Raw genomic sequence first — 24,971 nt, 5'->3', positions numbered from 1 at the left:
ATTCGCTTCGAGCATGACCCAGAGTCGAACTTGATTAACCGAAGTGAGTACCAGTGTGCGTTGCAGCTTCGGCGACCACATATGATGAAGCGTCTGCTTCGGCAGCCGGGAAACTGGCAGGGGTTCGGGTGGGTGCATGGCGAGTATTCCGGACCAGCGACATTGGACTACTTTAGGTCAAATTCAGCAAAATGGACAAATTTGTGGCAATTAAAAATGACGTAAAGTTGTCCAGCGCTGCCCGCTGTGCCTTATAAACTGGTCTTTGGGGCCGGACGACTTTGTGTCATTTGACACTTAGCGTGGTCGGCAAGCGGCGCCGGCAGCGGACGGTGCCGGTGAGTGCGGCGACGGTTCGGGCGCTGCGTGCGCACTGGGCCGATCGCGGTGAAAACTTCGATGCCGCTTGCGACGATGCGCCGCTGATCGCCCCGCTGGTGATCCCCGCGACCCTGACCGCCCGTGCCAAGCACGGCAATGAAGACGGCGACCGGGGCGAACACCCGACCGATGTGCAATCTGATGGCGGTAATCGCGCGCGTGCGAAGAAGGCGTATGCGCCAGATGCGCTCGCGCGGCTGGTGCGGCAGGGCATGAAGCAGCTCGCCGGTGAGTTGTTACGGGCGGGTGTCTTGTCGCATGACGCCCATGCGCAATTGCTGGAAACCTCCGCGCATGCGTTTCGCCACACCTTCGGTACAAGGGCCGTTGCTCGGGACATGCCGATCGACGTCGTCCAGCGCGTTCTCGGTCACGCCTCGCTGCAGACAACGTCTATTTATGTGCGCGCCGAACGGCAGCGCATGCTCGATGCGGCGGCTCAGTACTATTCGGAAGACGGCAGCTAGCGTACGTGCGTTGCTGCGACGCTCGCCGGTATCCAGGAATAATGCTGGAAGGACGGCGCTGATGCGCGAGCGCAAATGAAAATGCACCACCGGAGTTCACAGTGAGAAGAAGCGCCGAAAACAAGCTGATCGTTGTCGCCGTGCGCATTGATCGCAGATCGAGCAACGACTGCGTTTGTTGGCCGAGACGACGGGGCGCAAGCAGTCGTTTTTTCTGCAGCAGATGATCGAGTGCGGAATCGATGCCATCGAAGAAATTTGGTTGCCGCACGAAACGCTAAGTCAAGTACGAAGTGGCGAAATGCCGATGTCACAACCAAGCGGCGAGACGTCCGATCTCTTCAGCGATGTGGTGGACGACCAACACTAAAACGGACTTCGACGGCATCTTATCGGCATATGGAATGCTCGGAGCATAGGCCGTAGGACGACGCTAACCCTGCGAAGTTTGCTTACCAGAGGCAATGCCGAATCGCTAACCTTGGCTGGGGCAATAGTATTCCGAGGGGATCCGAGCGCGCTCAACCTGTCTGTCGCCATCAAATCAGGTATTCTTTTCGCGCAGCGACTGCAACGGTGGTCGGCGAATCAGAAAGTGGAACGAAACGTCGTGTTTCGCCGTCGAGCGCATCGATGCAACCCATCTCGATGTCGTAGACCCACCCGTGCAAATTCATGAGCCCTTGCTCGAGCGCGAGCGCCACCGAAGGATGCGTGCGCAGATTCGCCAGTTGCGCGATCACGTTTTCGCGCACAAGGCCGTCAAGCTTCGCGCGAGGCGTGTCGAATTGATGTGCTGCGTTGATTGCTTTTGCGGCGTCCGAGTGACGAAGCCAGTTAGCAACCGCCGGCAAATGATCAAGACACGTACAGCGTGAAATTGCGCCCATCGCACCGCAGTCCGAGTGGCCGCAGATCACGATGTCCTGCACCTTGAGCACTGCGACCGCATATTCAACGGTGGCTGAGACGCCACCGGGTTCTGGACCATAGGACGGCACGATGTTGCCGGCGTTGCGGATCACAAATAGTTCGCCCGGTTCGCGCTGGGTGAGGAGCTCTGGCACGACACGGCTGTCCGAGCAGGTCACAAACAGCGCCGTCGGGCTTTGCGTTGTCGCGAGCTGCTTGAAAAGCTCGACGCGTTGCGGATAGACCTCACGCTGGAATCGCAGAAAGCCGTCAATAATGTCACGCATGGAGTCCTCCAAAGTCGAATGCCGTGTCCGGCGTTGGCGCTCGATATGCCATCGCGCCGCTGTCGCCGTCATTGTCGGCGACATTGGGGGTGGGTGGGTGTCAATCGACGACGGCCCCTTAAACCGCGGGCAGCGAAGCGGATGTCCGAATCACTCTGGCGACTACAATTTATCGTCCACTAGTTTGAACGGCGAGTTAGGGTCGCCTCGCCAGCTTCCAATGGTCCGGCATCGAATGCGGAATTGATAACGCGGTAAACAGTATTTTGAGACGTTCGACTGCCAAGGCCAAATCGCCGACATTCGTTGGCATATGAGTGCCAATCATCGGCTATCAGCACTGCGCGGGCATCAGGTTCCCGTTCTAACCGCGGCGGCTGCTGCGGCTTTGCCAAGATTATCAAAAGCCACTGACAGCAAAACGGACCCGTGTTGCATGTTAGGGAAGGAGCCTCGATTGGTCACCTGACGTGCTCGCAATGAGCGCAGCCTGTTACGGAGTGATTTCTGGAAAACCGTATGTCCAGTCTGGATGTGTGCGATGGGCGGAAATTGCGTCGATTACTCCGACGGCCGGACTAATCATGCTGCCCACCGTCGTAGCCACAAATCAAAAGTGTCGCCGTTGCGACAATAAAACTGTCAATCCATTAGTCTAATAGATGTAGTGGCCTCCGAGCGCTTGGTGGCTAAAAGCGTGGAAAACGCGAAAATGCCTCACTGCCGAAAAGCTAACGAAAGCAAATCTGCCTCTTTGGAAAAGGGAGCACCATGATTCAGTGTCTCGCTGTGCCAATCGTTTCTTCATCCCACCGTTGGAATAGCACAGACAAGTACGTTACCTTGAGCATCGCCCAGCGCTAGCAATGCGTCGCCAGGCTGCCAATCGAGAGCGCTAATTGCGGAGTCGCCGGCGAGCCCTCCTAAAGGTCTGCGCGCATGAGCGTCGTACACAAAAACTCGGCCGTCTTCACCGCCAGTGACTACGCGCGTGTCACCGTGACTGAAGCAGACAGCGCTGATCGGTGCCTGATGCACGGGCTGGTAATCAGGCTCCGTACCTTGGGGACCGGCCCCGCCGCAGTCCCAGATGATTAATGCGTCGCCGCCTCCGGTGGCAAAGTAGCGGCTGTCGTTGCTCCACGACGTTTGACGGACCTTGGTCGGATAACCATTCATCTGGAAGTCCTCACCGCTGCCCGCATCCCAAAGGTGGATCGCACCTTCCTGGCACCCCGCAGTAATCAATCGTTCGTCTGGGCTCACCGCCAAGTTCAAGAGCGACGCCTTCCAGAGATAGTGCCGGATGGGATCGGTATGTCCGGGCTTCCAGCATGCAATCACGCCGTAGCAGGCGGTCAACAGCTGTCCGTCGCGCAACCAATGGAGGCCTGTGAGGGTACTGTCTGCCGCGCCGAACGACTCCAACAACCGCCCGCGCTCGTCCCACAGTTTTAACTCTCGACCCGCGATACTCGCCAGGACGCCGTCGGCGGACCACGCCAGTGCGGCAACCCAGCCGCGGCCGGCCAGTTGACGTTCGTGCTCGCTGCCGTCGGCTGACCACAGATACAACCGATTGTCCTGACCGCCAGAGGACAACCACTTTCCGTCAGGCGACCACGCCAATGCGGTGGTGCCCAGACCATGAACGTTTTGCCGCCAGCGCAACTTACCGTCCTTGCCGTCATGGACGGCGACGGCGCCGTCAGCTGTGGCTATAGCCAGCAAACTGCCGTCAGGGGACCAGCACAGCAGGTTCACATAATCGCCAGTGGGCACGTTCCACAGGTTCACAAGGCGTGGAAGCTCGCGCATCGGCCGGTTCATGCGAGACATCCTTGCAGACCCCGGGTGAGTGCCTGCCGATCAAGGTTGCGGCCGATGAAGACAATCTCACTTTGTCGGGTTTCGCCTAGCTTCCAAGGCCGGTCGGCGTTGACGTCGATCAGCATGTGAACACCTTGAAACACCACACGCCGCGATTCACCAGCAAAGTGGAGGATGCCCTTGGAGCGGAAGATGTCCTGACCTTGCTCGGCCAGCAGCGGCTGCAGCCAGCTGTTGAACTTGCGCTCGGATAGCGCGCCAGCCAAGGTAATGCCCACCGAGGTAATTTCCTCGTCGTGGGTATGTGCGGCGCTAAACGCGCGCGTGACCAGCGGCTCGAGCGTTTCGCCATCGCGAATAAGGTGCAGGCCGAACTCCTGCGGACCATGCTCGGTGACTAGGGTGTAATTCCCCTCGGCCGGGATCAATAGATTGACCGTTACGGTGCCCGACTCGGGTACGCGCAGTCCTACCACGTGAGAGCTGGGTGTTATTTTGCCATTGGCTTTTGCTCGTTTGCGATCGCGTGCAAACGCTTTATCCGCATGTTCGATCACACGCTCGAAGGCAGTGTCGTCGCTGCCTTGCACAGGCGTCAGCAATGCGCCGATCTCTGCGTCCGGCCCTTGGCCATAGCGTAGTTCAACTATACCGGGCTTCAAATGGTAGATGCCGGCCCACTCGAACGGATACTCGGGTTCCAGGAATTGGGGGCGCTCCTGCAGTACGCGCTGGAGGTCAAAGCCGCCGACATCAAGCACGGTCGGGATGTCGATCTCGGCGTTCACCGTGCGATGAATGCGAGCCAATGCATTCATACTCCGAAGGCGATGTTCAAGTTCGTCGAGCTGTGCGGGTTCGACGAGGTCGGACTTGTTGAGGAGAATCACGTCGGCGAAGCCAATCTGTTCGCGCACCTCGTTGCTCTCCTCAAGGTGCTGCCACACATGTTTCGCGTCAACGACGGTGACGATGCCGTCAAGGCGTAGCGACGTCTTCACTTCGTCGTCGACGAAAAAGGTCTGCGATACGGGGCCCGGGTCGGCCATGCCGGTGGTCTCCACCAGAATGTGGTCAAACTTGTCGCGTCGACGCATCAGGTTACCAAGTATGCGGATTAGGTCGCCGCGAACCGTGCAGCAAATGCAGCCGTTGTTCATCTCAAACACTTCTTCGTCTGCATTGATGACAAGTGCGTCGTCGATGCCAATCTCACCAAACTCGTTTTCGATCACCGCGACGCGCATGCCGTGCTGTTTGCTCAAAATGTGATTAAGCAAAGTGGTTTTTCCTGAGCCGAGAAAGCCGGTCAGGACGGTGACGGGAACGCGGCTATCAAGAGTCATTTTTTGAACCTCCAAAATTTATGGTATGTTATATCATTACTAATGCTTTTTGCTCCGGTTGTACAGCATCTTCCAAGCTCCCAAACGGCGCCACCCCCCGAGCACGTCTGCAGGGCGGCATCCGCGACAAACATCGACGAAATCTGTCGGTAGCGCTCGATCCATTCGAAGCTATTCAATTGGCCGCCACAATTTGTGTCAGTGGACGTCGTTGGAATGAACGTGCGCTTTGATATTTAAGGCGCGTCGAACTTCACAGCAAATTTCGTTCGAGCGGCAAACAAAAAAAGATTGCCGAACGAGCCTTGCTCGTGTGTAACGCATCGTGAACTCGTTCAGCGACCGACCCGGCCGCAACGATCTGGAAAAACGTCAGCTCTTTGGTCCACCCTTCGCTCACGCTGCAGTGCGTTGATAGCGCAACGAGCACTCGTTTTGCTGAATCCGTTAATTGAACGTTTTCCGCGGTCATACTGCCGACACCGAACGCTGTATAGCGAAACACATGATCAACCACTGTGCCGAAATACTCTACCTGAGCGTTCTCAGAAAGGTTAAGGCTTTGAATTTCCATACGCCCTCACATTCTTGATACATGCGAGTTGCATGCAGATGATTCAATTTGCCTCGACCAAGCGCCCATGAGACGGCCGACATTTCAACGCGCTGCACCATACTAGCCAGAGGCTAGTAATCAGCGCGAACGCTGATCCTCTAGCTAAAAGGAGCAATTGGCATCATATTCGTGCCACCGTGCTTAGCCGTAGGCCGTGTCTTCTTGTTATCGTCCACAAGCGCCCAAGCACATACGTCATCGCAGCCAGTGTCCCCACGAAAAATCCGATCGGCCAGTTCAGCACATACGAAAGCGCGATGGACGACCACACGACGACAAGCGAAATTATCACGGACAGGTTGACAGCAAGGATTGGCCTATCTGTGAACGCGCGCGCTGCAGCGGCCGGCCCTATCATGAGACTAAAGACGAGAAGCGCGCCAACAATCGGTAAAGCCATGGCAGTCGCTAGGGCCAGAATGCATAAGAACGAAACCTCCATCCTTCGACTCGACACGCCCCGCGCCTGCGCAAGCTCAGCTGAAACGGACGCGAGAAGCAACGGCCGAAACAAAAGTGCAGCGATGCCAACTGTGAACGCACTGATGAGCACAGTCGGCACAAGTTGACTGGTGCTGATGCCCAGGACCTCACCGAAGAGCAGCGCAAACACCTCTTGCGAATACTCGCTTGTCATGCTTAAAAACAGCGCGCCCAATCCAAGCAGCGTCACCAGACAAAGCGCCGTCGCGACTTCATGTCGCCCGCGACGACTCAACTGATTAATCCCAAAAACGCCGAGCGCCGCGAACACCATCAAGCCATAAAGCGGGTTCACGCCCAAAAGGCTGGCCGCAGCCGCACCCGGAAAGGTCCCAAGCGGCAACGCATGCGCTGCAAACGAAGAGCCGCGAATCACCACGAAAAAACCAACGTACCCCGCAACGGCCGCGACGAGCGTTGCTGCGATCCACGTATTGAGCATGAAAGTCGAGAACATAATCACACCCCGTTTGACGCGTCGCCACGGAGCCCCGAGCTCGAAGACATCGATTTCGTCGGCGTTGGAGTATGCGCCGCCTGTTTCGCCTTTTTACCGCGACGTGCACCGCTTGCAAAAATGTAGAAAATCAATATCAGCGTCACCACGAAGAAACTGACCGGCCAACCGTGCCCGGGTGTCCAGTAGTAGCTGTCGTAGGCAAGCAGTATGGCTGCCCACGTCGAGCCTACGCCGATCACCACGGCAGTCACGATCGCTTGACCGGGACGCTTGACCAGCCGCAGTGCAATCGCGGGCGGCCCGATGAGAAGCGCAGTCGATAAAATTGCTCCGACGGCAATCGCCGACAATGCAACGGCCATAGCCAGCATCAACAAATGCAAGAGACTGACAAAACGAACAGGTATGCCACGAACAGCAGCCAGCTCTGGATCGATTGAACTGAGAAGGAGCGGCCGGTAGATGACTGTAACCAGCAGCAACGCCCCTAGTCCGACGAGTAGTGCAAGAGGGATGATCGCCTCGGGAATTGCAAACATCGATCCGAACATCACCGTGATTGCAGCACCTGTCGTACTGTGGGATGTGACATCGAAATATAAAAGGAGCGCAGCCAGACCGAGCCCCGCGCCCATTACGATACCGGTCACAAGATCACGTTCGCGAACGTTGCGCACGTGGACCATTTCCATTGCGCCGGCGGCGAGCAGCCCCATGGTCAAGAATCCGATTAACGGGTTGATCCCAAGAAGGAAGGATGCTGCACCTCCTGCGCTACTGACGTCTGATAGTGCATGCCCAGCAAAGGATTGCCCTCGCATCACCGTAAAGACTCCAACTATGGCTGACACGATGGCGGCGCCCCCGCCGACGACTAATGCGGTATAAACCGGCTCGTTTTCGAAAAAGCCAGGCTGGAAAATCGTGTTGACGATCGCGGCGAGTATAGATGCGGCGGATGATGTCATAGAAGCCTAGGAGATCGACGCAACATGTATCGGATCCCGCTCGACTGCGGCAAGCATCTCTTCTCGCGTTCCCGCTGCGATCACCAGCACCCGGCCGTGCACCCGAATGACATCGATGTGGTAGCCGTATAGCTCGCTCAACACGTCCTCGCGCACAACTTCGTGCGTTACGCCGCTTGCAGCGCGGCCCTTGGCCAGATACACGATTTTATCCATCGCAGACATTAGCGGATTCATGTCGTGCGCGGACAAGAGCATTGCGATTCCGTGCTCGGAGCACAACTGGCGTAGAAGGGCAACGATCTCGGCGACACTTTTAAGGTCGAGGTTTGCAAGCGGCTCGTCCAGCAAGAGCAGCCGGGGACGCCGGACGAGCGCATGAGCGATGAGAATGCGCTGCTGCTGCCCGCCTGAAAGGTCTCCGACCCGCTGATCGGCAAACGCCCGCGCATCAACAGCGCTTAGCATGTCATCGACCAAACGGGATCGCTTTTTTGAAGGAAAGGGCAGGCCGAGTAAATGTCCATCAAGGCCCAAGGAAACAAGGTCCCGGCCGCGCATGGGAAGATACGGGTCGAGCACAATCTTCTGTGGCACATAGCCAACCGAGGACAGGCCTCTACGGCCGGTTATTTTGACCACGCCCGCGCTTTGAGCCTGAAATCCGAGAATCGTGCGTAACAAAGTGGTTTTTCCGGACCCGTTTGAACCGATCAAACCGCAAAACTCCCCCGCCTGTAAGCTAAACCCCACTTCGTGAAGAACGCAATTACCCGCAAACGTGACGCTCAGCCCGTCTATCGTAAGTACCTCCTCCCCACGATGCATGTCGATCACTTTCCCGCTTTTAGCGTTTCGGTCGAGACCTTGTTGGCCACAGCCTTTTGCAACGCGTTCACTTCGGCAAGCATCCAAGACTGATAGGTAAATCCTGGCGTTGGCATTGTTTCGTAGACACCGACGACGGGAACATTGTTTTTCTTGGCGAGCGCTAGGAACGATTGGGTCAACGAACTGGTGACCTGCTGGTTGTAGACGAAGACCTTCACTTTGTGGTCTGCGAAGAGCTTATTTTGCGTGGTGACGTCCTGCGGCGACGGGTCAGTGCCGTTCATGATTGCCGCTTGCAAGCTGAATGGTGTCGCGATCTCGACACCCGCCGCCTCAAGCATGTAGTTCGCAACCGGCTCGGTCGCTGCCACTGGCGTTTTGGGATACTTCGCCTTGAATAAGGCAATCGCCTCCACCCAAGGTTTGAGGGAGTCGTCGAATTTTTTCAGGTTCGCATGAAAGTATTCGGCCTGTGCAGGCTGCAAGGCGGCCAGATCGTCCGCTATTGCTTTGGCAACGATCGGCATCGTTCTTGGGTCATACCAAAGATGCGGATTACGAGTCTTGTCCGGTATGCCAAGCAGATGCTGCACGTCGATCACCTTGCGCTTGCTGTTGGGCGCCGCAGCAATAATTTTTTCAGCCCATGCGTCGTAGCCCACGCCGTTCTTGACTATTAGATCAGTTGTCGCGATTTGCGCTGCGATCTTTGGACTGATTTCGAAGGTATGGGGATCGGTGCTCGGATCCGTCTCGATCGCGCTCACCTGAACATACTTGCCGCCGATCTGGGAGATCACATCGGCATACTCGTTCTCAACTCCTATCGCGTTGATCGTGCCCGCCTGCGTGGCGGCCATTGCTGCGCCAGAGTGGACTGCGCTGATAAATAGCGTTGCCAAGACGCCAAGTAACGCGCGCCGCTGGAAGAGCGCGAGGCCTTCGTGTTTGTGCTTTACGGTCCACGGCGCTTCATTTTGAAAGAGAATGTTGAGCATCTTCGTTGTGATATTCGATCGATGAGTAGAGGTTTGTTTTTGATCAAGCAAGGGACGCAAGCTTCAGCCTGCTCGGAATGAGCGTGCTTCTGCACCGGCCGATGCAGAACGGATCATCGTTGGTGCTCCAACGGCGGGCTCCACGCTCAAGTTCCGCGTCGCTCGGCAGGCAATGGTCAAACCCGCTGCGTAGGGCGATCTCGTTAAGTCCTGTCCCGATGACAACCAACGTCTGCTGGCGATCCCTGGACCGAACGCTTGACCGGTTCTGGATGACGCTCGGGTTTTTCGGCGTCGGTCTGCCATTGTTCGCAGGAACCCGGAAAGAACCGTCACGGGAAGAGGGCGCATGACTTTTGATCGAGAATAGATTCGGCATTGAGTAATGTTATATCATTGCCTAACGCGAATCTAACTTTATTCCGGAAAACTCGTGCAAGCGAAGCAAACATCAGTTGCTCCAGCGTATGGGTTTAGCAAAAATGCTAAAGAACATCTCACGCCATTGCGCCAGCACGTGTTGGCACTTATCAAAGCCCGCGGCGGCCAAGCGACCGCGTACGAGCTGGTGGCCGATCTGAGTGCTGAAAAAAAATCGGCAGCACCTGCCACCATTTACCGGGCGCTTCATTACCTCATTGAACGAGGCGATGTGCGACGCATTGCAACCACCAGCACCTTCATCATTTCTGAGCGCGCTGATGGGCGCCACCAAGTCGTCATGGTCTGCACCCACTGCGGCGCAATTATGCTCGTGCATGACGATGTGCTTCACACGGCTCTCGTTACAGCAGCGCACGACTCCCATTTTTTGATCGTCGGTCAGGAGACAGAGGTCAAGGGCATCTGCCAAGTGTGTACGGACGCCGGCGTTGGCGAAAACAGCAACAGTTTTTAGCTAAAACGCAAATAGGATTTGCGTGGCATACGCAATAATATATCATTGCACAAAATATTCACGTGTGTTTCCTTCGGGCGTAGTTACAGGTATGTGTGCGCGCGAACCGATCCTTAATCTTCTTCTCAAGACCGATGAAAAATCGCACCCTCATTGCGCACGCGGCGCTGGTTTTATTTGCCCAGGCTTTCGCCCAGCAGGCGCATGCACAAGCCGCTGACAGCACTGTAGCCGGGTCGGTCAAAGACAGCGCGGGCAAGCCTGTCAAGAATGCGAATGTGGTTTTGCAAAACGCAAACGGGGCGCCGGTTGCCGAAGCAAAGACAGATGCAATTGGCCATTTCTCGGTGGCTCACGTCCCGCCGGGAACGTACGCAGTGGCCGTCGCGGCTGCGGGCTATTCAAGTGCCACAAGCATTGCGACTACCTCCGCAGGCACTGACGCATCGGTAACGCTCGCACTCAACAAGAGCGATGCGATCGACGTGCAGATCAATGCAAAGCGGCTTGACCAAGCCCGCAACGGCCTGCAGCCGGAGACGGGCAGCAGCGTGTATCGTTTTAGCCAGACGGACATCGATACTTTGCCCGCCGGCCAAAATACGCCGCTAAACCAGATACTGCTACAAGCGCCCGGTGTGGCGAGTGACTCTTACGGGCAACTGCACGTGCGGGGCGATCACGCGAACCTTCAATATCGTATTAACGGTGTCATCATCCCTGAGCCCATCAGTGGCTTTGGACAGTCGCTTGATTCGCGCATTATCGATCAGATGAACTTTTTGACGGGGGCGCTCCCCGCTCAGTACGGTTATCGCACAGCAGGCATCGTCGACATCCGTACCAAGACTGGGGACACGGGCAACGGCGGGACGCTCGACGTTTTTGGTGGCAGTCATCAAACGATCAAAACCAGTGGCGATGTATTTGGTAGCCAAGGGCCGTTCAGTTACTACTTTAGCGGCTCGGTGGGCGAAAACAATCTTGGTATCGAAAACCCTAGCAGCAGCGCCAGCGCGATCCACGACCACACGCGCCAGGGTGACGCCTTTGGCATGATGTCTTACATCATTAACCCACTGACGCGCGTGAGTCTCATCTTTGGTACCACTAGCAATCAGTTCGAGATTCCCAATACAGCAGGCCTGCCGACCGCGTTCACGCTGAACGGCAATACAAATTTTGATTCGAGCAAGCTTAACGAGACGCAGTCGGAACTCAATCAGTTTGCGGTCGTTGCGCTGCAAGGCACCAACGGCGGTGCGCTGGATTATCAGGTGGCGCTGTTTACTCGCTACTCGCGCACCCAATTCAACCCCGATCCGGTCGGTGACCTGTTGTATAACGGCGTGGCAGCCAGTGACTTCCACAGCGACACAGCTAACGGTGTGCAAGTTGACACGACCTATCGATTAAACGAGAAGCACACCCTGCGTGCGGGCATCTTCTTTCAGCAGGAACACGCCGTGTTCAACAACGATCTGAATGTTTTCCCCGCAGACGATGATGGCAACCAGCTCTCGGATCAACCGATCAATATTCCGAACTCCAGCAGCAAAACAGGCTATTTGTATAGCGCCTATGTCCAGGACGAGTGGAAGCTTACCGACAAGCTGACGATCAATTACGGATTGCGGTATGACAAGATGGACGAGTATGTGAGCAACAGCCAGCTCAGCCCGCGAATTGGCCTCGTCTACACCCTCACGCCTTCGACGACCGTACACGCGGGATATTCACGCTATTTCACCCCCCCGGCTTTCGAACTGGTTTCTGGGTCCGACATCGCGCGTTATGCAGGAACGACTGCCCAGACATCCAGCCAGAATGACCCTGTGAAGCCCGAGCGCAGCCACTACTTCGATCTCGGCGTGACGCAACGGCTAAGCTCCGCATTGACAGTTGGGATCGATGCCTACTATAAAAAGTCGACCGATCTGCTTGATGAAGGACAATTCGGTACGGCACTGATATTTACCCCGTTCAACTATGAGACTGGGCGTGACTACGGCGTCGAGTTCACGGCCAACTATAAGCAAGATAATGTATCTGCGTACATGAACCTCGCGTTTAGCCGCGCGCAGGGTAAAAACATCAATTCTGCGCAGTTCAATTTTGGGCCTGACGAGCTTGTATTCATTTCCAACCACTATGTCTTCCTGGATCACGACCAGCGCGTGACCGCATCGTTCGGTGGTGCATACCAGTTGGGCGCCACCGTTTTTACATTCGATGGAATTGTGGGCAGCGGCTTGCGTAGCGGATTCGCAAATACAGATCGCCTGCCCGTCTACACGCAGGTCAACCTCGGCGTTATTCATCACTTTAATTTCAGCGAACCGCTGATTGGAAAGTTTGATGCGCGCCTGCTGCTGGTGAATGCTTTCAACCGGGTGTACGAACTACGGGACGGCTCGGGCATTGGTGTAGGCGCGCCACAGTACGGCCCTCACTTAGCCGTCTACGCTGGTCTCACCAAGCATTTCTAATTGTTCGAGGGTCGTGAAAAATGCAGGACTGGAGCGCTTTTATCGCCGCGATGCGGGTCGGCGGTTGGGTGGTGTATCCGCTGACCGTACTCGCCGTTTTAGCCATCGCAATTATTTTGGACCGCGCGTACGTCTTTGCCCGCTTTTCAAGCTACTCAGAGCAAAATCTTGTCACAGTGCCTCGCGGGAACGCCTTTAGACGGGTTGCGGAAGCTATTACGGGCAATGGCGCAACACCGATTTGGCTTCGGGAAGCAAAGGCACAGGCAGCGGCCGTTCACATCGAGCGTGACATGGGTCGAGGATTATGGGTGCTTGAAACGATCGTGACTGCGGCGCCGTTGCTTGGGTTACTTGGCACCATCGTGGGCATGATGCATTCGTTTCAGCTGTTTGGCGGTCAGGGCCTCGTGAATCCGGGAGGCGTGACGGGCGGCGTCGCGCAATCGCTTGTCGCCACAGCGATCGGGCTTGTAGTAGCGTTAATCGCGCTTTTCGCGTTCAATTACTTCTCGCGTCGCCTTGAACGCATGATGGATGACCTCGAAGCGTTCGCCACCGAAAAGCTCGCCGAGATCAGGCTCGATCAAGAAACCCTAGAGGCCGCGACATGAAGTTTAAGCGCTCTCGGGCCGCCCGGCGTGGGCGTATCGAGATTATTCCGATGATCGATGTGATGTTCTTCCTGCTGGCGACCTTCATGCTTGCGTCGCTTGCCATGCAACGTCTCGATGCGGTGAAAGTCAATTTGCCGTCTGGAGCGGCCCAGCAACTGTCTGAAGATCAGCCCTTGACCTTGTCAGTGGATCGATCCAATGCGATTTTCGTCGATAAGCAAAGCGTCCGACCCGATCAAATTGAACAAGAGATCAAAAGACGGTTGAAACCCGACCACAACGTCGTCGTTTCGGCAGACGATGCTGCAGGACATGGAATCGTCGTCCAAGCAATGCTTGCCGCGAGCCGTGCAGGCGCCGAGCATTTTCTGATTGCGGTTCATCGTGAATAGAACGATGCGACGCATTGGATTAATGCTCGATGCGCCCGGTATTCGCCTTGCCTGCGCGCTCAGTATCGGAGCGATCACATGGTTTTTCTTCTTGGCGCAGATGATAGCGCGTCTTTCAAGCATACCGACATCCGATTCCGTGGCAACGCTTCCTCTTGAGATGCGCGCGGTGATCATTGATCCGCCACCAGTTAAACCACCGGAAGCGCTCCAAGCGCGACTGACAGCTGCGCCCTCGGCTCCCTCGGCTCCCTCGGATAAACCATCCTTAAAGCCGAGGACGTTACCGAAAACCAAGCACGCTGCGGCGTCACCCATTCAGGCAGAGCACAAGGTTAGTGCACCGTCAAACGCTCCAGCCTTACCTCCGAAAGAGTCTGCACCGTCGATTGCGCCGCAGACAAACGACCTCACGAGCAAACACGAAGGTCCGCCGGCGCTGACGCCGGCGGTTACCCCGGCTCTTGGTTCAACCGCACGTGCTTTAACACAGCCCCTGCCCGTTGTTCCGGATGACCTGCGGGAAACCGCTTACCGCGCCGAGGCATTGGCGCGTTTCTCAGTTCACGTAGACGGCTCGGTGGATGTTGAACTACTTAAGCCGACTTCGTATCCACGCTTAAATCAACTGCTCCTTGAAGCGCTACGCAAATGGCGGTTTTTCCCTGCTATGGAAGGCGGCCATCCCGTCGAAAGCCGGCAAGATATTCGCGTGCACTTCAATGTCGATTGATCCGTTTCGATCTGATGCGATTTACAATGTTTCGGCGACAGCGGAGAAGATACAACGCCGCGCGAAGAGCGAGCGGACAACGGCCAGGTGGACATGCAAGCTTAGCAAAGCGCTGCGCTAATGATCTCGCGTGAGGATAGATGCGATGAGGGTGTAAGAATGAGTATACGCACCAGCCGTATGCGCCGCATGCTTTTGTGGGTCGCACGATACCGCGCCCTAACTGGAGCGCGTCAGCGTTTTTTTCGCGAAACGTGATTATTGATTCAACCCGTTTGCGGCGACCTCGCCGACCTGTTAAGGATTTATTAGTGGCGTTTATGCGTCGAGCTTTGCACGTCCTGGTGTATGCATGTTGTACCCTCGCACTTGCGACTATTTCCGTTTCGGTCGAGGCGCATCCGCACGTGTGGATCAGCTATTCAATGGTCGCCCAAATGCAGGGTACGTCGCTCGTTGCCTTACAGCAAACCTGGGTTTTCTCACGCGGCTTTCCATTTTCGATGATCGGCGACTTTTCTGGAATGCCCAAATCAGGCCTGCTAAACCCGGACTACACTGCGACGTTCAAAGCACAAGCGTTCTCAATGCTCAAGAGCTCAAATTATTTCACGCACGTTTTTGTCGATGGCAAGCCAGTTGCAATAGGTGAGACGCGCAACTTTAGTGTCAGTATTGAACAGGGTCGCATTGTTTACCGGTTTTTGTTGCCGCTTGGAAAGCCAGTGGACATGAAGCGTGAGCGAGTGACACTCGGTGTATGGGACGATACATTTTTTGTGGACTTTGAAAGCGCGGCGCAACCTATGGTGACGCTCAATGCCGGCTCTTCGAGCAACTGCAGGGCAGTGGCGTACGAGGACCGCGACCATCCTATCTTTGGCGGCACGGTCTTTCCGGAAGCGAGCAAACTGTCGTGCTGACCTGCTTCGCTCACCGTCGCGATGGCAAACATCGCAAAATCATTGGCTTATGCTTCGCCGCCGCTCTGACGCTTGCTACGCATTGGGCTATTGCTGAATCCGCTCAACCCGCTCAACCCGCTCAACCCGTTCAACCCGTTCAACCCATTGACCTGTTCGGACGCACGTCGACTGGTGCGCCAAGCGCGGCGAACACGACAGATGCGCCGCAACAATCGGTTGCCGCCATGCCCTCGATCATCCGCGATGCCGTTACTGCCAGTATCCATTTGCAAAGCAGGTTAAATGAGAAAGTGCAGGAGACGCTAGCAGATGAGCGCGATGGCTCCGGCCTGTTCGCCATCTGGATTGTCATGCTGTGTTCATTTGCCTATGGGGCATTGCATGCGCTGGGACCCGGGCACGGCAAGCTCGTGGTCAGTGCTTATTTGGCATCCCGCCGGGCACGTTTCATCGATGCCGCTTTACTTAGCGGATGGAGCGCGTTGGTGCAGTCCTTGTCCGCGATTGTCCTTGTCAGTGGCGCGGCATGGCTATCGCGCGAAGGACTGCCGAACGTATTGACGCGGGCGTCGAGCCTTGAACTGGCAAGCTACATTGCGCTGCTCTGCGTGGGCGTCTGGTCGTTTTGGGCGATTTTGACGCGGCGCGATTGTTGTGACACGGATCGCGTTGCGCTTATTCCGAGGAGACGTCTGGACGTTCAGGGAAGCGAAAGCGCTTTGGGCGACCAGGACGAGGCCAGCTATCCTGGCGCGTATCTCGGCGCGACCGTCGCTCAAAAGCGTTCACGCCCAAGCCGGGCCACGATTAGTTTTAAGCGCGATGCGTCCCAGGCTCACCGTCGGATGTTTCTGACAGGCATTGCGGTCGGTGTACGTCCGTGCGTTGGCGCAATCTTTGTGTTGATTGCGGCCCTCGCCAACCACATGTATTTCGTCGGGGTGCTTGCGTCCCTGGCAATGGGTGCGGGTGTCGCTTGTACAGTGCTCGCTATCGGAATAACGGGTCTATCCGTGAACCGGATGGTGTCGAATGCGGCCGTTTTTAGGCGACTGAAAGTTGGTCAAATTCGTTTCGGCCTGGCGCTTGCTGGCGCTATTTTTATTACAGCGTTCGCAGCATGGCAAGTCTTTGCGCTAGTGTCCGGGACGCAGGCTGCATCGCTTGCGTAAGCTCTGACGAAGCGGCTACGTAGAGAAAAACCAAAAAAGTTTTATAGGGGCTGTAATGCAAAGATGCCGTCGGATGCAGACATCGGCTGCTGCGCTATTGCTTTTGATCATCGCAATGAGCGCGTTGTTTGCGCCAATGAACGCCCGTGCAGCCGATTGCAATGCCGGCACGCTTGTCACTGTCGTTGCCCACCTCGACGACGATTTGCTCTTCGTCAATCCGGGCATCAGCGACAAGCTTCAGGCGGGCTGGTGCGTCACGACCGTCCATCTGATCGGCGGCGCTAACGGAGCGAATTTCGACTACGTGAAGCTGCGCGAGAAAGGCACGCGCCTCGCCTATGCGCGCATGGCAGGAGTGAAGGATGATTGGATCGAATCGACAGTCATGTTTGCCGGCAGACCTGTGCACCAGATGGTGCTGAAACAACAGCCGAGGGTGACCTTGCTGGAACTGCGGATGCCGGGTGGTGCCGTACGCGGCGGCAAGGTACCGCTGGGCCTGATGTGGGACCAGGGCGAGACCATCAACACCTATCCTATCAATAACGACGATTCCAATGTCACGCACTACGACCGCGCGGAAACAGTCGCAACGCTCAAGCAAATCCTCGCGCGAGCGACCGAGATCTACGCGCTCAACCCGGACACCGTGCCGTTCATTGAACATCCCGATCACATCTATTCCGCACGCATTACACGCGTAGTTGCTCAAAGCCTCAACCGAAACATTCCGATTGGTTATCACGTCACGTATCCCACTGCTGGCATGCCAAAGAACCTGAGCGCCGGCGAAACGCAGATGAAGCGCGATGACGTGGCGTCATACTTCGCTATCGACGGCGACGACAACGGCGAGCATGTCTTCGGCGAGTATCAGTGGGACGGCAACTGGGTGGCGCGTCGTTACTGGACCGAGTCGAGTTCAAGTGCCACCGGGCTGGAGTTCCGCCCGCGTTCGAGCAATTTGGTCAACGAGTATTCGAGCCAGTGCCTCACCTCGACCGGCATGAGCGGCAAGCCGACGCTCGCCGGTTGCTCGGGCGCAGAGAGACAGGACTGGCACTGGCAACCGGTCCCGGCCATGCCAGGCACAAAGAACAACTCACAACTCGTCGATGAATCCACGCGGCAATGCGTGGCCGAGCGCGGCGGCGCCCTGATTGAAGAGCCCTGCAATAAAGACGAGGCGGCCCAAAAATGGACGCCGTGGGATTTTGGACTGGTGTACACGCCGCTCGGACATTGTCTCGCAGCACATAACGGAGCGCTAGCGGCTGGGCATTGCTCGTTGTTGACCGCGGAATCGCGATGGGCTCCTACGTCTCATTCGCAATGGACTGACCTGCGCCAGGAAGGGGCCATGTACGGCCATGTTCGAGGCACTGTGAATGGTGAGAAACCGGTTAGTACGGTTTATATCCAACGTCGCCGGGATGGACCAGGTTTCAACGTCTGGGTAGCAGGCATGTCGCGGTTGCCGACTGCGGCGCCGTGGTACCTGAACGCCGTGCCGTTCAACGCGCACGCCGGCAGCCCCACCTGTGGCGGTGATACGCTCTGCTTCGACAGCGTGCGTTTTCTCCTTGGTGACTTCGAAGGCACGGGCCGCGACGACCTGATGGTGATTGGACCGCGCAACGGCGGCACGGGTTTTTGGCTGATGCGCAGCACCGGCACGCGCTTCGAACAGCCTCGTCTCTGGTACCAGACTACCTCCGCGCTAACGCCTGCCAGTGCACAGCAATATGTTGCCGGAGACTTCAATGGCAGCGGCCGGGCCGGCGTGATGATCGCGCAAAAACGCAGCGATGCTACGCTTGATCTCTGGGTCATCGGTAGCGAGGGCTTGACCGGGCATGCGCCGGCGCTTTGGATGAAATCAAGCGGACTTCGCGCCAATGCGCGCTTCCTGCCGGCGTACGTGGCGCAATCGGATCACACAGGCTTAATCGCGATCGAAACAGTGAATTCGGCGATGGCTGTGACGCAACTTAGAAGTACGGGCAGCGGATTCGCCGGTCACTTGCGCGGCAACACGTACGCAGAGTTCGCCCCCGCGTTCGCCAAAGTGGTTGCGGGCGATGTGGACGGTGATGGTATCGACGATCTGGTGGTGCTACAGCCACACGGCGATGGGCCCGATATCAATGTATGGCGGATGAAGGGCGGTCCGTTATATGGCGACCCGGTCAAAGTTGGCGACCTTCATGAGTCGTCTTACACCGACGCTGTTCCTGCGCTTGTGCGGCGTGGCCACGGTGAAACACTGATGCTCTTCAAGCGCGCGAATGCGAAGCTCGGAGGATTTTTTTTCACTGGAGGCGCGCCAAGTCTCATTGGTTACGATCTGGATGCTTCTTTCAAAATGACGCCAGCGCAGATTTGGGGCGACCTGCCCGGTTTGTTTTCCGAAGCGCTATGGATCGATAAGCTATCGCAATGAATGGGTAGGAAGGCATACGGGATGTTTCGTGAAACCATCGCGAGCTGGACATTCAAGGTGTCCAGCAGCTTTCCACTGAGAACCGTTCTCGATCACGGCGACCCGCATGCCGTGTTGTTTGCTCAAAATGTGATTACGCAGAATGGTTTTTTCGGAACCGAAAAAACCGGTCAGGACTGTGACGGGGATGCGATGTCGGTAATCATTTTTTCACTTTCAGTGTCGCATGAGAGGAAATGTGGGGCGCAAGTCGCCCTTCCCAGACGAACGCCCATGTAGATACGACATAACAAAGTTGGGCGAGGTTCAAAGCTGCGTTACACATGCGAGGGGCGAAGATAATGCGGGATAATGTGGCCCCATTTTCGACGCCACGCCCCCATGAATCAATCCGTTTGCGCTGCCCCCACAAAACTGGCTACCAACGAACGCAAGATGATGGCCGTTCGAGCTTTGGCGGGCGCAGAACCGGTCAGCGCCCTAGTACAACATCCCTGAACTATCTTTCAATAAAAAAGAAGTACAAGTAAACTCGACTGCATGGGACGCGGACGACAAGCGCAGGTAATCAAACTATCTCGAGAGGAGCGTAAATCGCTTGAGTTGTTGACCCGACGCGGTACGGCGGAGCAGCGGCAAGTGATGCGAGCGCAGATTGCGCTGATGGCTCACCGAGGCGAGTCCACGACGGCAATTGCGCAGGCGCTCGGCGTGTCGGTGCAAACCGTCTCGCATTGGCGTACTCGCCTCGTGCGTCAGGGCGTCGAAGGCTTGCAGGAGGTGTCGCGTCCGGGCCGTCCGAGGCGTATCGGTGAGGCGCAACGACTCGAGTTGCTTGCCTTGGCATGCGAACCGGCAGAACCAGACGGCCGCGCGACACCGACGCTGGACGAACTGGTTGAGCGTGCGATCGAGCGCGGCGTGACCAAGCAGATCAGCCGCAGTCATTTGCAACGAATCTTGCAAGCGGGCGATTTGCGTCCGCACCGGGTCAAGCAGTGGCTGCACAGCCCCGACCCCCAGTTCCGACAGAAGGTCAACGAGATCTGCGCACTGTACCGCCAGGCTCCCAAGGGCTCGGTCGTGCTGTCGATCGACGAGAAGACAGGGATCCAGGCCATCGAGCGCAAACACGCCGACCGCGCGCCACAATCCGGGCGCGCGCGGCGCCGCGAGTTTGAATACATCCGCCACGGCACGCAGGCCCTCACCGCCGCGCTGGATGTGCACTCGGGGCGAGTCATCGGCAGTTGCACGGATCGGCGTACCCAGGCCGATCTCGTGGCCTTTATGGAGCAGGTCGCGCTGGCTTATCCCAAGGGCCGGGTGCATGTCGTGTGGGACAACCTCAACACCCACCGCGCGCAGACTGTATGGAATGAGTTCAACGCCCGCCACGATCAGCGGTTTGTCTTTCACTTCACGCCACTGCATGCGAGCTGGGTCAACCAGATCGAGTTGCTGTTCGGTATCTACTCGCGACGGGTCTTGCGTCACGCGAGCCATGTCTCCATCGAGCACCTGCGCCAGCGCACCGAAGCCTTCGTCGCGCAACGCAATCACGCCCCCAAACCATTCAAATGGACATTCGCCGGCTTTGAGTTGCAAACTGGCGAACCCCTGAGGTTCAAAGACGATGCCAACGTTCGACGCCCAAAGAAAGGCCGCTGAGCTCCAGTGCCAACTCGCCACGCTGACCGGCCACGATCAGGCCACGGTCAAGCCCTATGGCAAGCATCTGCTCATTCAGATGAAACGCGACGACACGGTCGACACCGTGGCCCGCCTGACCGAGGTTGGCCGTAACACCTACACGTCGGCATTTCGCAGCCACACTGGCCGCTGGGAGCCATTGCCTGGTATCGGCAACCTCGCCGAAACCACTGACTTGGTGGTCAGCTTGCTGGCCCCGTATCTCGATCCAGATATTTAAAGCTATTTGAGGGATGTTGTACTAGATACGATGTCGAATGTGGGCCGGCAATGACATTGGTCAGATCGAGGACACGAATACCATCAAGCCAGCCGCCTGGAGTTTGCCCGCACGGCTTTGGCAGCGATCCGGTTTCGCAATCATCGAGGATTGCCAAAGCGTCCCTGAGGCTCACTGTGCGACGTGACCTTGGCGACAGCATCAATTCGGCACTGTCTTCCAGCCACGCGATAGGCCCCGGTTGTTTCATTTGACCGTACTGGCTGTCGTTCACGTCGACGACCAGACCCGCAGTGTTGGCGTGATCGTCATGCAACCACTCCTGAGTGGAACGGTGCGCCGCACCGGGGAACCGGCCCTCGCCAAAGATCTTCTCCCACTCGGAGGCTGTTTTGGTCAGGAACACCTCTTTCATGCGCGCCGAAATACGGGCCGTCCAGTGCTCCGGTAGCGGGTAAACACCCAGTGAGGCTTCGCCTTCCCACTCGGCCTTGGGCAGGTAGGGGTCGTCGACCTCGGGCAGGCCAGCAGCGAGCATCTCCTCATACAGCCCGAGGGCCTGGAGACAACGCTTGGCATGAGAGCGATGCGAAGGGCAGACCGCGTAGAATCTGCGTCCGTCCGCGCATTCGTAGCTGCGATAGAAGGGGTCGAGATACTCTTGCAAGTCTTCGTAGCTGAGGTTCATCGGCCGGCTTTCGACACGCCGCCGCTCGATCTCTCTTTCACGCAGCGTCTTGTAACGTTCGGGATAACCCTCGATCTTGATGGAGTTATATGAGAGGCCCTCCATCACCGCGGAGGCGAGCGGTACCTCGATCTCATCCCCCAAACCGCTTCGCTGCCGTGCTTGCAGGGCTAGCACGACGGCGGATACGGCCAGCATGGTGCCGTAGGCGGACGCCAGCGGTAGAGGAGAGAAGCTCGGATTGATCCCCATCAGCACGCGGTTTTGGCCCATGTCCGTGAACACGCCAGAGGCCGCCGCGATAATCGGCTCAAGCGCCCGCCAGTCGCGGCGCAATTCGTCGTTACTGGCGAAACCCGGGATGGAAAGCGTGATCAACTCGGGACGCTCGCGGCGCAGCGCGGCGAATTCCAAACCAAGTCCCGCCATCACGTCCGGCCTGAAATTCTCGACCACGATGTCTGAACGAGAGATCAATTCCTTGGCTTGTTGTAAGCCTTGCGCAGATTTCAGATCGAGTTGCAGACAGTGCTTGTTGCGGTTCAGCACTGCGTTGGCCGGACTGCTCCACAGCGGACCGGAGGGCGGGTCGATGTGAATGACGGTGGCGCCCAGATCCGCAAGAATCATGGTCACGGCGGGGCCGGCGATGTATTGACCAAAGTCGATGACTTTCACCCCGCGCAGGGGCAGTTGGGCGCTTTTTCGCATGTCTCACTTAGTTCGTTGTTGCGGATGAGCTTCCGCAAGAAGAACGACTTCCTGGGAACGAGACCCGCTGAGGTGAAGATTTAGACGTACTTTCGAGAAAAATCGAAGATAGCGAAAGCAATAAAAAAATGACCAATGGGGTCGTTTTTTTTATGGCTTAACGAACGAGCTCATCCGTTGCAGCAGATGCGTCGTGGCCACCGGGGCGTGTCACGTTCCGTTTGATCTCACAGTGTTCGAATGGGATGACAAGAAAGAGAACGCGCCCGAATTCGCTCAATCTGAGTTGGTCGAAGAACGGTCGAGCGCGCGAGGGCAAGGGAGAAGCAAGTCAGCGGATTCAATCCGGGCCGCAGCGGGTCCGGCAGCAGCAAGGCGACACATCAAGCTGCAACCCATCCTGTCAGTCTGAACTCACGAACACTTTTCTTGAACGGGAGGCGCCGAGAAAAATCCCTGCAGAATTAATCGTGGCTGCGCGCTGCGCGGGCCTCCTCGATCAGCCAGGCGGCGAACGAAACTGCATCCGGATTGACGGTGCTGTGCGGGGAATAGACCAGATAGAAGGCCTCACTGGTCGGGAATCGGGCCTTAAATGGCGCGATCAGTTGCCCCGATGCCAGCATCCGCTCAACCAGCGACGAGCGTGCCAAGGCTACCCCGTGGTAGAGTCGAGATGTGGCGCGGTAGCAGTAGGTTCGGTTTGTCTGTTGCCGCCCCTTTCGTTTGGCGGTGCCCGAGTAACTTAGCCCTAACCCCGTTTCCACATCCCGCTCATCGAACCCAGCGTGCAGATCTCCCGCACTGGGCTCTCGGACAAGACATCACGCCTTCACACACGCCAAGCTACGCCCCCGCGTGCGCTCAGACGTACGAGCCCGAAGTGCCCGTAGAGGTGCGGGAGTGGATAGCCCCCGCCCCTGCGTCGCCTGAGCTTATGCTTGTTGCGTAGCCACCGGCGCAACCGCGTCGCAGTGTAGCTGTCGAGCGCACGGTATGCGCGGCTAACGCTGCCTACCTGGAAGTAGTTCGCCCAGCCCCGTAACGTGCGATTCAATTTGCCCACCATCGCCGTGGTCTCTTGCCATGCCGTCTTAAGGGCGGTCAGTGCATGAATCTTTTCGACCATGCGCCGGATACTCTTCTTCGACGGCCGCAAACCCATACGGGCCTGACCCGTTGTCGCTGAGTACATCCGCCCAAACGTAAAACCCAGGAAGTCGAATTCGCCTTCCGGCACCTTGCAGATTCGTGTCTTCTCCTCGTTGACCGTCAGCTTCAGCTTGCCCATGATCTCGCGCAATCGCAGCAAGGCTTCTTCAGCTTTGCCTCGCTTGCACAGGATCACCAGATCGTCCGCGTAGGTCACGATTTGACTGCCAAGACTTCGCTCAAGCCCGAGCTTCTTCCATGCCAACACAAACCGACGCATGTAAATATTCGCCAGCAGTGGTGAGATGGGTGAGCCTTGCGGAATGCCTCGCCTGCTGTCCCTGGCCTCGGTCGTACGCGTCTTCCGGCCTCGGTGATCGGTTTCTTCAACGGAGCACTCCAGCCACATCTTGATCAGATGCAGCACACGCCGGTCAACGATGCGTCGCGCGAGCGACAACATCAATTCGGCGTGTGGAATACTTCCGAAGTAGTCCGCAAGGTCGGCATCAACGACGTCCGTGTGACCGCGAAACAGCAGTTCCTCCACCTCGACTACCGCTTGCTGGGCATTGCGGCCCGGCCGGTAGGCGTACTGCTCGGGTGGAAGGTCGGCTTCGAAGATCGGTTCGAGCACCAGCATCGCTGCTGTCATGCACACCCGATCCCGCAAGGTCGAGATGCCCAGTGGCCTCAGTTTGCCATTGGCCTTCGGGATAAACACTCGCCTGATAGGGTGCGGCCGGTAACTCTCCTGCCTGAGCGCAAGCGCCAGTTCGCCGAGCCACTTCTGCACCCCGTACGCTTCGACCTCCGCGAAGTCTTGCCGATCGACACCCGGCGCGCCCCTGTTCGAGCGACACTTGGCGTACGCATGCGCCAGCACGTCATCACGATAGACCTTGTCGTACAGAGCGTAGAAGCGATGCCCGGCTTCTGCCTTCGCTTTCGCGTGTAACGCCATCTGCAGCTTCTGAACACGAATCGGAGTTGATAGGTTGCCCAATCTCCACGTCCTCACTACGTATTGCGTCTGTCTTGAACTGAGGCCCCTTCCCTCCACCAGCATTACACCGGCTTCAACGGTACTACGAGCCTCTCCGTCATCCCAAGGCGCCCGGCCTGTCCCTCACGGGCGTCCGGTTGATCATCCCTGACCACGCCAAGGGACTTCCCGTGTTGCGTGCGCTTTCCTTGTGTACATGCTGTCGCCACTACCCCGGCGCAGCGACTGG

Annotated in this window: 24 protein-coding genes and 1 pseudogene; 12 read left to right on the top strand and 13 right to left on the bottom strand. The window is 57.2% G+C overall.

Going from position 1 to position 24,971, the window contains the following annotated elements; all coding sequences use genetic code 11:
* The first annotated feature begins 290 nt into the window (after positions 1 to 290).
* Positions 291 to 848, top strand: a complete 558-nt coding sequence (locus BSU04_RS13120; protein ID WP_256982649.1) for a site-specific integrase — start codon at positions 291 to 293, stop codon at positions 846 to 848.
* A gap of 178 nt (positions 849 to 1,026) precedes the next feature.
* Positions 1,027 to 1,218: a hypothetical protein gene (locus BSU04_RS13115; RefSeq protein ID WP_373452827.1), complete on the top strand. Its 192-nt coding sequence runs from the start codon at positions 1,027 to 1,029 to the stop codon at positions 1,216 to 1,218.
* Between the two features lie 169 nt (positions 1,219 to 1,387).
* On the opposite strand, the gene BSU04_RS13110 is transcribed toward BSU04_RS13115, so the two are convergent.
* From BSU04_RS13110 to BSU04_RS48785, 9 genes are all read right to left on the bottom strand, one after another.
* Positions 1,388 to 2,047: a carbonic anhydrase gene (locus BSU04_RS13110; protein ID WP_089161002.1), complete on the bottom strand. Its 660-nt coding sequence runs from the start codon at positions 2,045 to 2,047 to the stop codon at positions 1,388 to 1,390.
* An 804-nt stretch (positions 2,048 to 2,851) separates the two neighbouring features.
* Positions 2,852 to 3,877: a WD40 repeat domain-containing protein gene (locus BSU04_RS13105; protein WP_179258306.1), complete on the bottom strand. Its 1,026-nt coding sequence runs from the start codon at positions 3,875 to 3,877 to the stop codon at positions 2,852 to 2,854.
* The gene (locus BSU04_RS47570; protein ID WP_089161000.1) at positions 3,874 to 5,223 is read right to left on the bottom strand and encodes a CobW family GTP-binding protein; all 1,350 of its coding nucleotides are present in this window, start codon (positions 5,221 to 5,223) and stop codon (positions 3,874 to 3,876) included. Before BSU04_RS47570 ends, BSU04_RS13105 begins: the two co-directional genes overlap by 4 nt.
* A 253-nt stretch (positions 5,224 to 5,476) precedes the next feature.
* Positions 5,477 to 5,797, bottom strand: a complete 321-nt coding sequence (locus BSU04_RS13095) for a hypothetical protein (protein ID WP_089160999.1) — start codon at positions 5,795 to 5,797, stop codon at positions 5,477 to 5,479.
* Between the two features lie 163 nt (positions 5,798 to 5,960).
* Positions 5,961 to 6,779, bottom strand: a complete 819-nt coding sequence (locus BSU04_RS13090; protein ID WP_089160998.1) for a metal ABC transporter permease — start codon at positions 6,777 to 6,779, stop codon at positions 5,961 to 5,963.
* Between the two features lie 2 nt (positions 6,780 to 6,781).
* The gene (locus tag BSU04_RS13085) at positions 6,782 to 7,750 is read right to left on the bottom strand and encodes a metal ABC transporter permease (RefSeq protein ID WP_089160997.1); all 969 of its coding nucleotides are present in this window, start codon (positions 7,748 to 7,750) and stop codon (positions 6,782 to 6,784) included.
* 6 nt (positions 7,751 to 7,756) lie between these two features.
* Positions 7,757 to 8,578, bottom strand: a complete 822-nt coding sequence (locus BSU04_RS13080) for a metal ABC transporter ATP-binding protein (RefSeq protein ID WP_089161006.1) — start codon at positions 8,576 to 8,578, stop codon at positions 7,757 to 7,759.
* A 5-nt stretch (positions 8,579 to 8,583) separates the two neighbouring features.
* On the bottom strand, positions 8,584 to 9,630 hold the full coding sequence (locus BSU04_RS13075; RefSeq protein WP_256982646.1) for a metal ABC transporter solute-binding protein, Zn/Mn family: 1,047 nt from the start codon (positions 9,628 to 9,630) through the stop codon (positions 8,584 to 8,586).
* Complete coding sequence (locus tag BSU04_RS48785; protein WP_144021219.1) at positions 9,623 to 9,958, bottom strand: GTP-binding protein; 336 nt, start codon at positions 9,956 to 9,958, stop codon at positions 9,623 to 9,625. Before BSU04_RS48785 ends, BSU04_RS13075 begins: the two co-directional genes overlap by 8 nt.
* 54 nt (positions 9,959 to 10,012) lie before the next feature.
* Between BSU04_RS48785 and BSU04_RS13070 the strand changes: the two genes are divergently transcribed.
* The 8 genes from BSU04_RS13070 to BSU04_RS13035 all read left to right on the top strand — a co-directional run bounded on the left by BSU04_RS13070 (position 10,013) and on the right by BSU04_RS13035 (position 19,252).
* A complete protein-coding gene (locus BSU04_RS13070) occupies positions 10,013 to 10,477 on the top strand; it encodes a Fur family transcriptional regulator (protein WP_089160996.1) in 465 nt (154 codons plus the stop codon).
* A 134-nt stretch (positions 10,478 to 10,611) separates the two neighbouring features.
* Positions 10,612 to 12,966, top strand: a complete 2,355-nt coding sequence (locus BSU04_RS13065) for a TonB-dependent receptor (protein WP_089160995.1) — start codon at positions 10,612 to 10,614, stop codon at positions 12,964 to 12,966.
* A 20-nt stretch (positions 12,967 to 12,986) separates the two neighbouring features.
* Entirely contained in the window at positions 12,987 to 13,580 is a 594-nt protein-coding gene (locus BSU04_RS13060; protein WP_089160994.1) for a MotA/TolQ/ExbB proton channel family protein, read from the top strand.
* Entirely contained in the window at positions 13,577 to 13,975 is a 399-nt protein-coding gene (locus BSU04_RS13055; protein WP_089160993.1) for an ExbD/TolR family protein, read from the top strand. The genes BSU04_RS13060 and BSU04_RS13055 overlap by 4 nt, the downstream gene beginning before the upstream one ends.
* A gap of 4 nt (positions 13,976 to 13,979) precedes the next feature.
* Entirely contained in the window at positions 13,980 to 14,708 is a 729-nt protein-coding gene (locus BSU04_RS13050) for an energy transducer TonB (RefSeq protein WP_256982645.1), read from the top strand.
* Between the two features lie 320 nt (positions 14,709 to 15,028).
* The gene (locus tag BSU04_RS13045; protein WP_256982651.1) at positions 15,029 to 15,631 is read left to right on the top strand and encodes a DUF1007 family protein; all 603 of its coding nucleotides are present in this window, start codon (positions 15,029 to 15,031) and stop codon (positions 15,629 to 15,631) included.
* Entirely contained in the window at positions 15,625 to 16,806 is a 1,182-nt protein-coding gene (locus tag BSU04_RS13040; RefSeq protein ID WP_089160991.1) for a nickel/cobalt transporter, read from the top strand. The genes BSU04_RS13045 and BSU04_RS13040 overlap by 7 nt, the downstream gene beginning before the upstream one ends.
* 73 nt (positions 16,807 to 16,879) lie before the next feature.
* Positions 16,880 to 19,252, top strand: a complete 2,373-nt coding sequence (locus tag BSU04_RS13035) for a PIG-L family deacetylase (protein ID WP_089160990.1) — start codon at positions 16,880 to 16,882, stop codon at positions 19,250 to 19,252.
* A gap of 84 nt (positions 19,253 to 19,336) precedes the next feature.
* On the opposite strand, the pseudogene BSU04_RS47565 reads toward BSU04_RS13035, so the two are convergent.
* Positions 19,337 to 19,441 (bottom strand): annotated as a pseudogene (locus BSU04_RS47565) (GTP-binding protein); the annotation flags it as partial.
* Positions 19,442 to 19,792: 351 nt separating this feature from the next.
* On the opposite strand from BSU04_RS47565, the gene BSU04_RS13025 reads away from it, so the two are divergent.
* Together BSU04_RS13025 and BSU04_RS13020 are read left to right on the top strand one after the other, a co-directional pair.
* Positions 19,793 to 20,923, top strand: a complete 1,131-nt coding sequence (locus BSU04_RS13025) for an IS630 family transposase (RefSeq protein WP_089160988.1) — start codon at positions 19,793 to 19,795, stop codon at positions 20,921 to 20,923.
* Entirely contained in the window at positions 20,889 to 21,185 is a 297-nt protein-coding gene (locus BSU04_RS13020) for a hypothetical protein (protein ID WP_089160987.1), read from the top strand. Before BSU04_RS13025 ends, BSU04_RS13020 begins: the two co-directional genes overlap by 35 nt.
* Here BSU04_RS13020 and BSU04_RS13015 read toward each other — a convergent pair.
* The 3 genes from BSU04_RS13015 to ltrA all read right to left on the bottom strand — a co-directional run bounded on the left by BSU04_RS13015 (position 21,148) and on the right by ltrA (position 24,805).
* A complete protein-coding gene (locus BSU04_RS13015; protein WP_256982643.1) occupies positions 21,148 to 22,584 on the bottom strand; it encodes a CoA transferase in 1,437 nt (478 codons plus the stop codon). The two genes, BSU04_RS13020 and BSU04_RS13015, sit on opposite strands and share 38 nt — an antisense overlap.
* 464 nt (positions 22,585 to 23,048) lie before the next feature.
* Positions 23,049 to 23,237, bottom strand: a complete 189-nt coding sequence (locus BSU04_RS13010; RefSeq protein WP_256982642.1) for a hypothetical protein — start codon at positions 23,235 to 23,237, stop codon at positions 23,049 to 23,051.
* A 179-nt stretch (positions 23,238 to 23,416) separates the two neighbouring features.
* Positions 23,417 to 24,805, bottom strand: a complete 1,389-nt coding sequence (gene ltrA / locus BSU04_RS13005; RefSeq protein WP_089160986.1) for a group II intron reverse transcriptase/maturase — start codon at positions 24,803 to 24,805, stop codon at positions 23,417 to 23,419.
* Positions 24,806 to 24,971 lie beyond the last annotated feature (166 nt).

The organism is Caballeronia sordidicola, from assembly GCF_002220365.1.
Classification (GTDB): Bacteria; Pseudomonadota; Gammaproteobacteria; order Burkholderiales; family Burkholderiaceae; genus Caballeronia; species Caballeronia sordidicola_C.
The sequence above is the reverse complement of the archived record's forward strand: the minus strand, read 5'-3'. Positions and strand labels throughout refer to the sequence as shown.

What these genes read in the sequence shown, in the direction of transcription:
- BSU04_RS13110 (WP_089161002.1), bottom strand. Translation starts at nt 2,047, where the DNA reads ATGCGTGACATTATTGACGGCTTTCTGCGATTCCAGCGTGAGGTCTAT.
- BSU04_RS13105 (WP_179258306.1), bottom strand. Translation starts at nt 3,877, where the DNA reads ATGAACCGGCCGATGCGCGAGCTTCCACGCCTTGTGAACCTGTGGAAC.
- BSU04_RS47570 (WP_089161000.1), bottom strand. Translation starts at nt 5,223, where the DNA reads ATGACTCTTGATAGCCGCGTTCCCGTCACCGTCCTGACCGGCTTTCTC.
- BSU04_RS13095 (WP_089160999.1), bottom strand. Translation starts at nt 5,797, where the DNA reads ATGGAAATTCAAAGCCTTAACCTTTCTGAGAACGCTCAGGTAGAGTAT.
- BSU04_RS13090 (WP_089160998.1), bottom strand. Translation starts at nt 6,779, where the DNA reads ATGTTCTCGACTTTCATGCTCAATACGTGGATCGCAGCAACGCTCGTC.
- BSU04_RS13085 (WP_089160997.1), bottom strand. Translation starts at nt 7,750, where the DNA reads ATGACATCATCCGCCGCATCTATACTCGCCGCGATCGTCAACACGATT.
- BSU04_RS13080 (WP_089161006.1), bottom strand. Translation starts at nt 8,578, where the DNA reads ATGCATCGTGGGGAGGAGGTACTTACGATAGACGGGCTGAGCGTCACG.
- BSU04_RS48785 (WP_144021219.1), bottom strand. Translation starts at nt 9,958, where the DNA reads ATGCCGAATCTATTCTCGATCAAAAGTCATGCGCCCTCTTCCCGTGAC.
- BSU04_RS13065 (WP_089160995.1), top strand. Translation starts at nt 10,612, where the DNA reads ATGAAAAATCGCACCCTCATTGCGCACGCGGCGCTGGTTTTATTTGCC.
- BSU04_RS13060 (WP_089160994.1), top strand. Translation starts at nt 12,987, where the DNA reads ATGCAGGACTGGAGCGCTTTTATCGCCGCGATGCGGGTCGGCGGTTGG.
- BSU04_RS13055 (WP_089160993.1), top strand. Translation starts at nt 13,577, where the DNA reads ATGAAGTTTAAGCGCTCTCGGGCCGCCCGGCGTGGGCGTATCGAGATT.
- BSU04_RS13050 (WP_256982645.1), top strand. Translation starts at nt 13,980, where the DNA reads ATGCGACGCATTGGATTAATGCTCGATGCGCCCGGTATTCGCCTTGCC.
- BSU04_RS13045 (WP_256982651.1), top strand. Translation starts at nt 15,029, where the DNA reads ATGCGTCGAGCTTTGCACGTCCTGGTGTATGCATGTTGTACCCTCGCA.
- BSU04_RS13035 (WP_089160990.1), top strand. Translation starts at nt 16,880, where the DNA reads ATGCAGACATCGGCTGCTGCGCTATTGCTTTTGATCATCGCAATGAGC.
- BSU04_RS13025 (WP_089160988.1), top strand. Translation starts at nt 19,793, where the DNA reads ATGGGACGCGGACGACAAGCGCAGGTAATCAAACTATCTCGAGAGGAG.
- BSU04_RS13020 (WP_089160987.1), top strand. Translation starts at nt 20,889, where the DNA reads ATGCCAACGTTCGACGCCCAAAGAAAGGCCGCTGAGCTCCAGTGCCAA.
- BSU04_RS13015 (WP_256982643.1), bottom strand. Translation starts at nt 22,584, where the DNA reads ATGCGAAAAAGCGCCCAACTGCCCCTGCGCGGGGTGAAAGTCATCGAC.
- ltrA (WP_089160986.1), bottom strand. Translation starts at nt 24,805, where the DNA reads ATGCTGGTGGAGGGAAGGGGCCTCAGTTCAAGACAGACGCAATACGTA.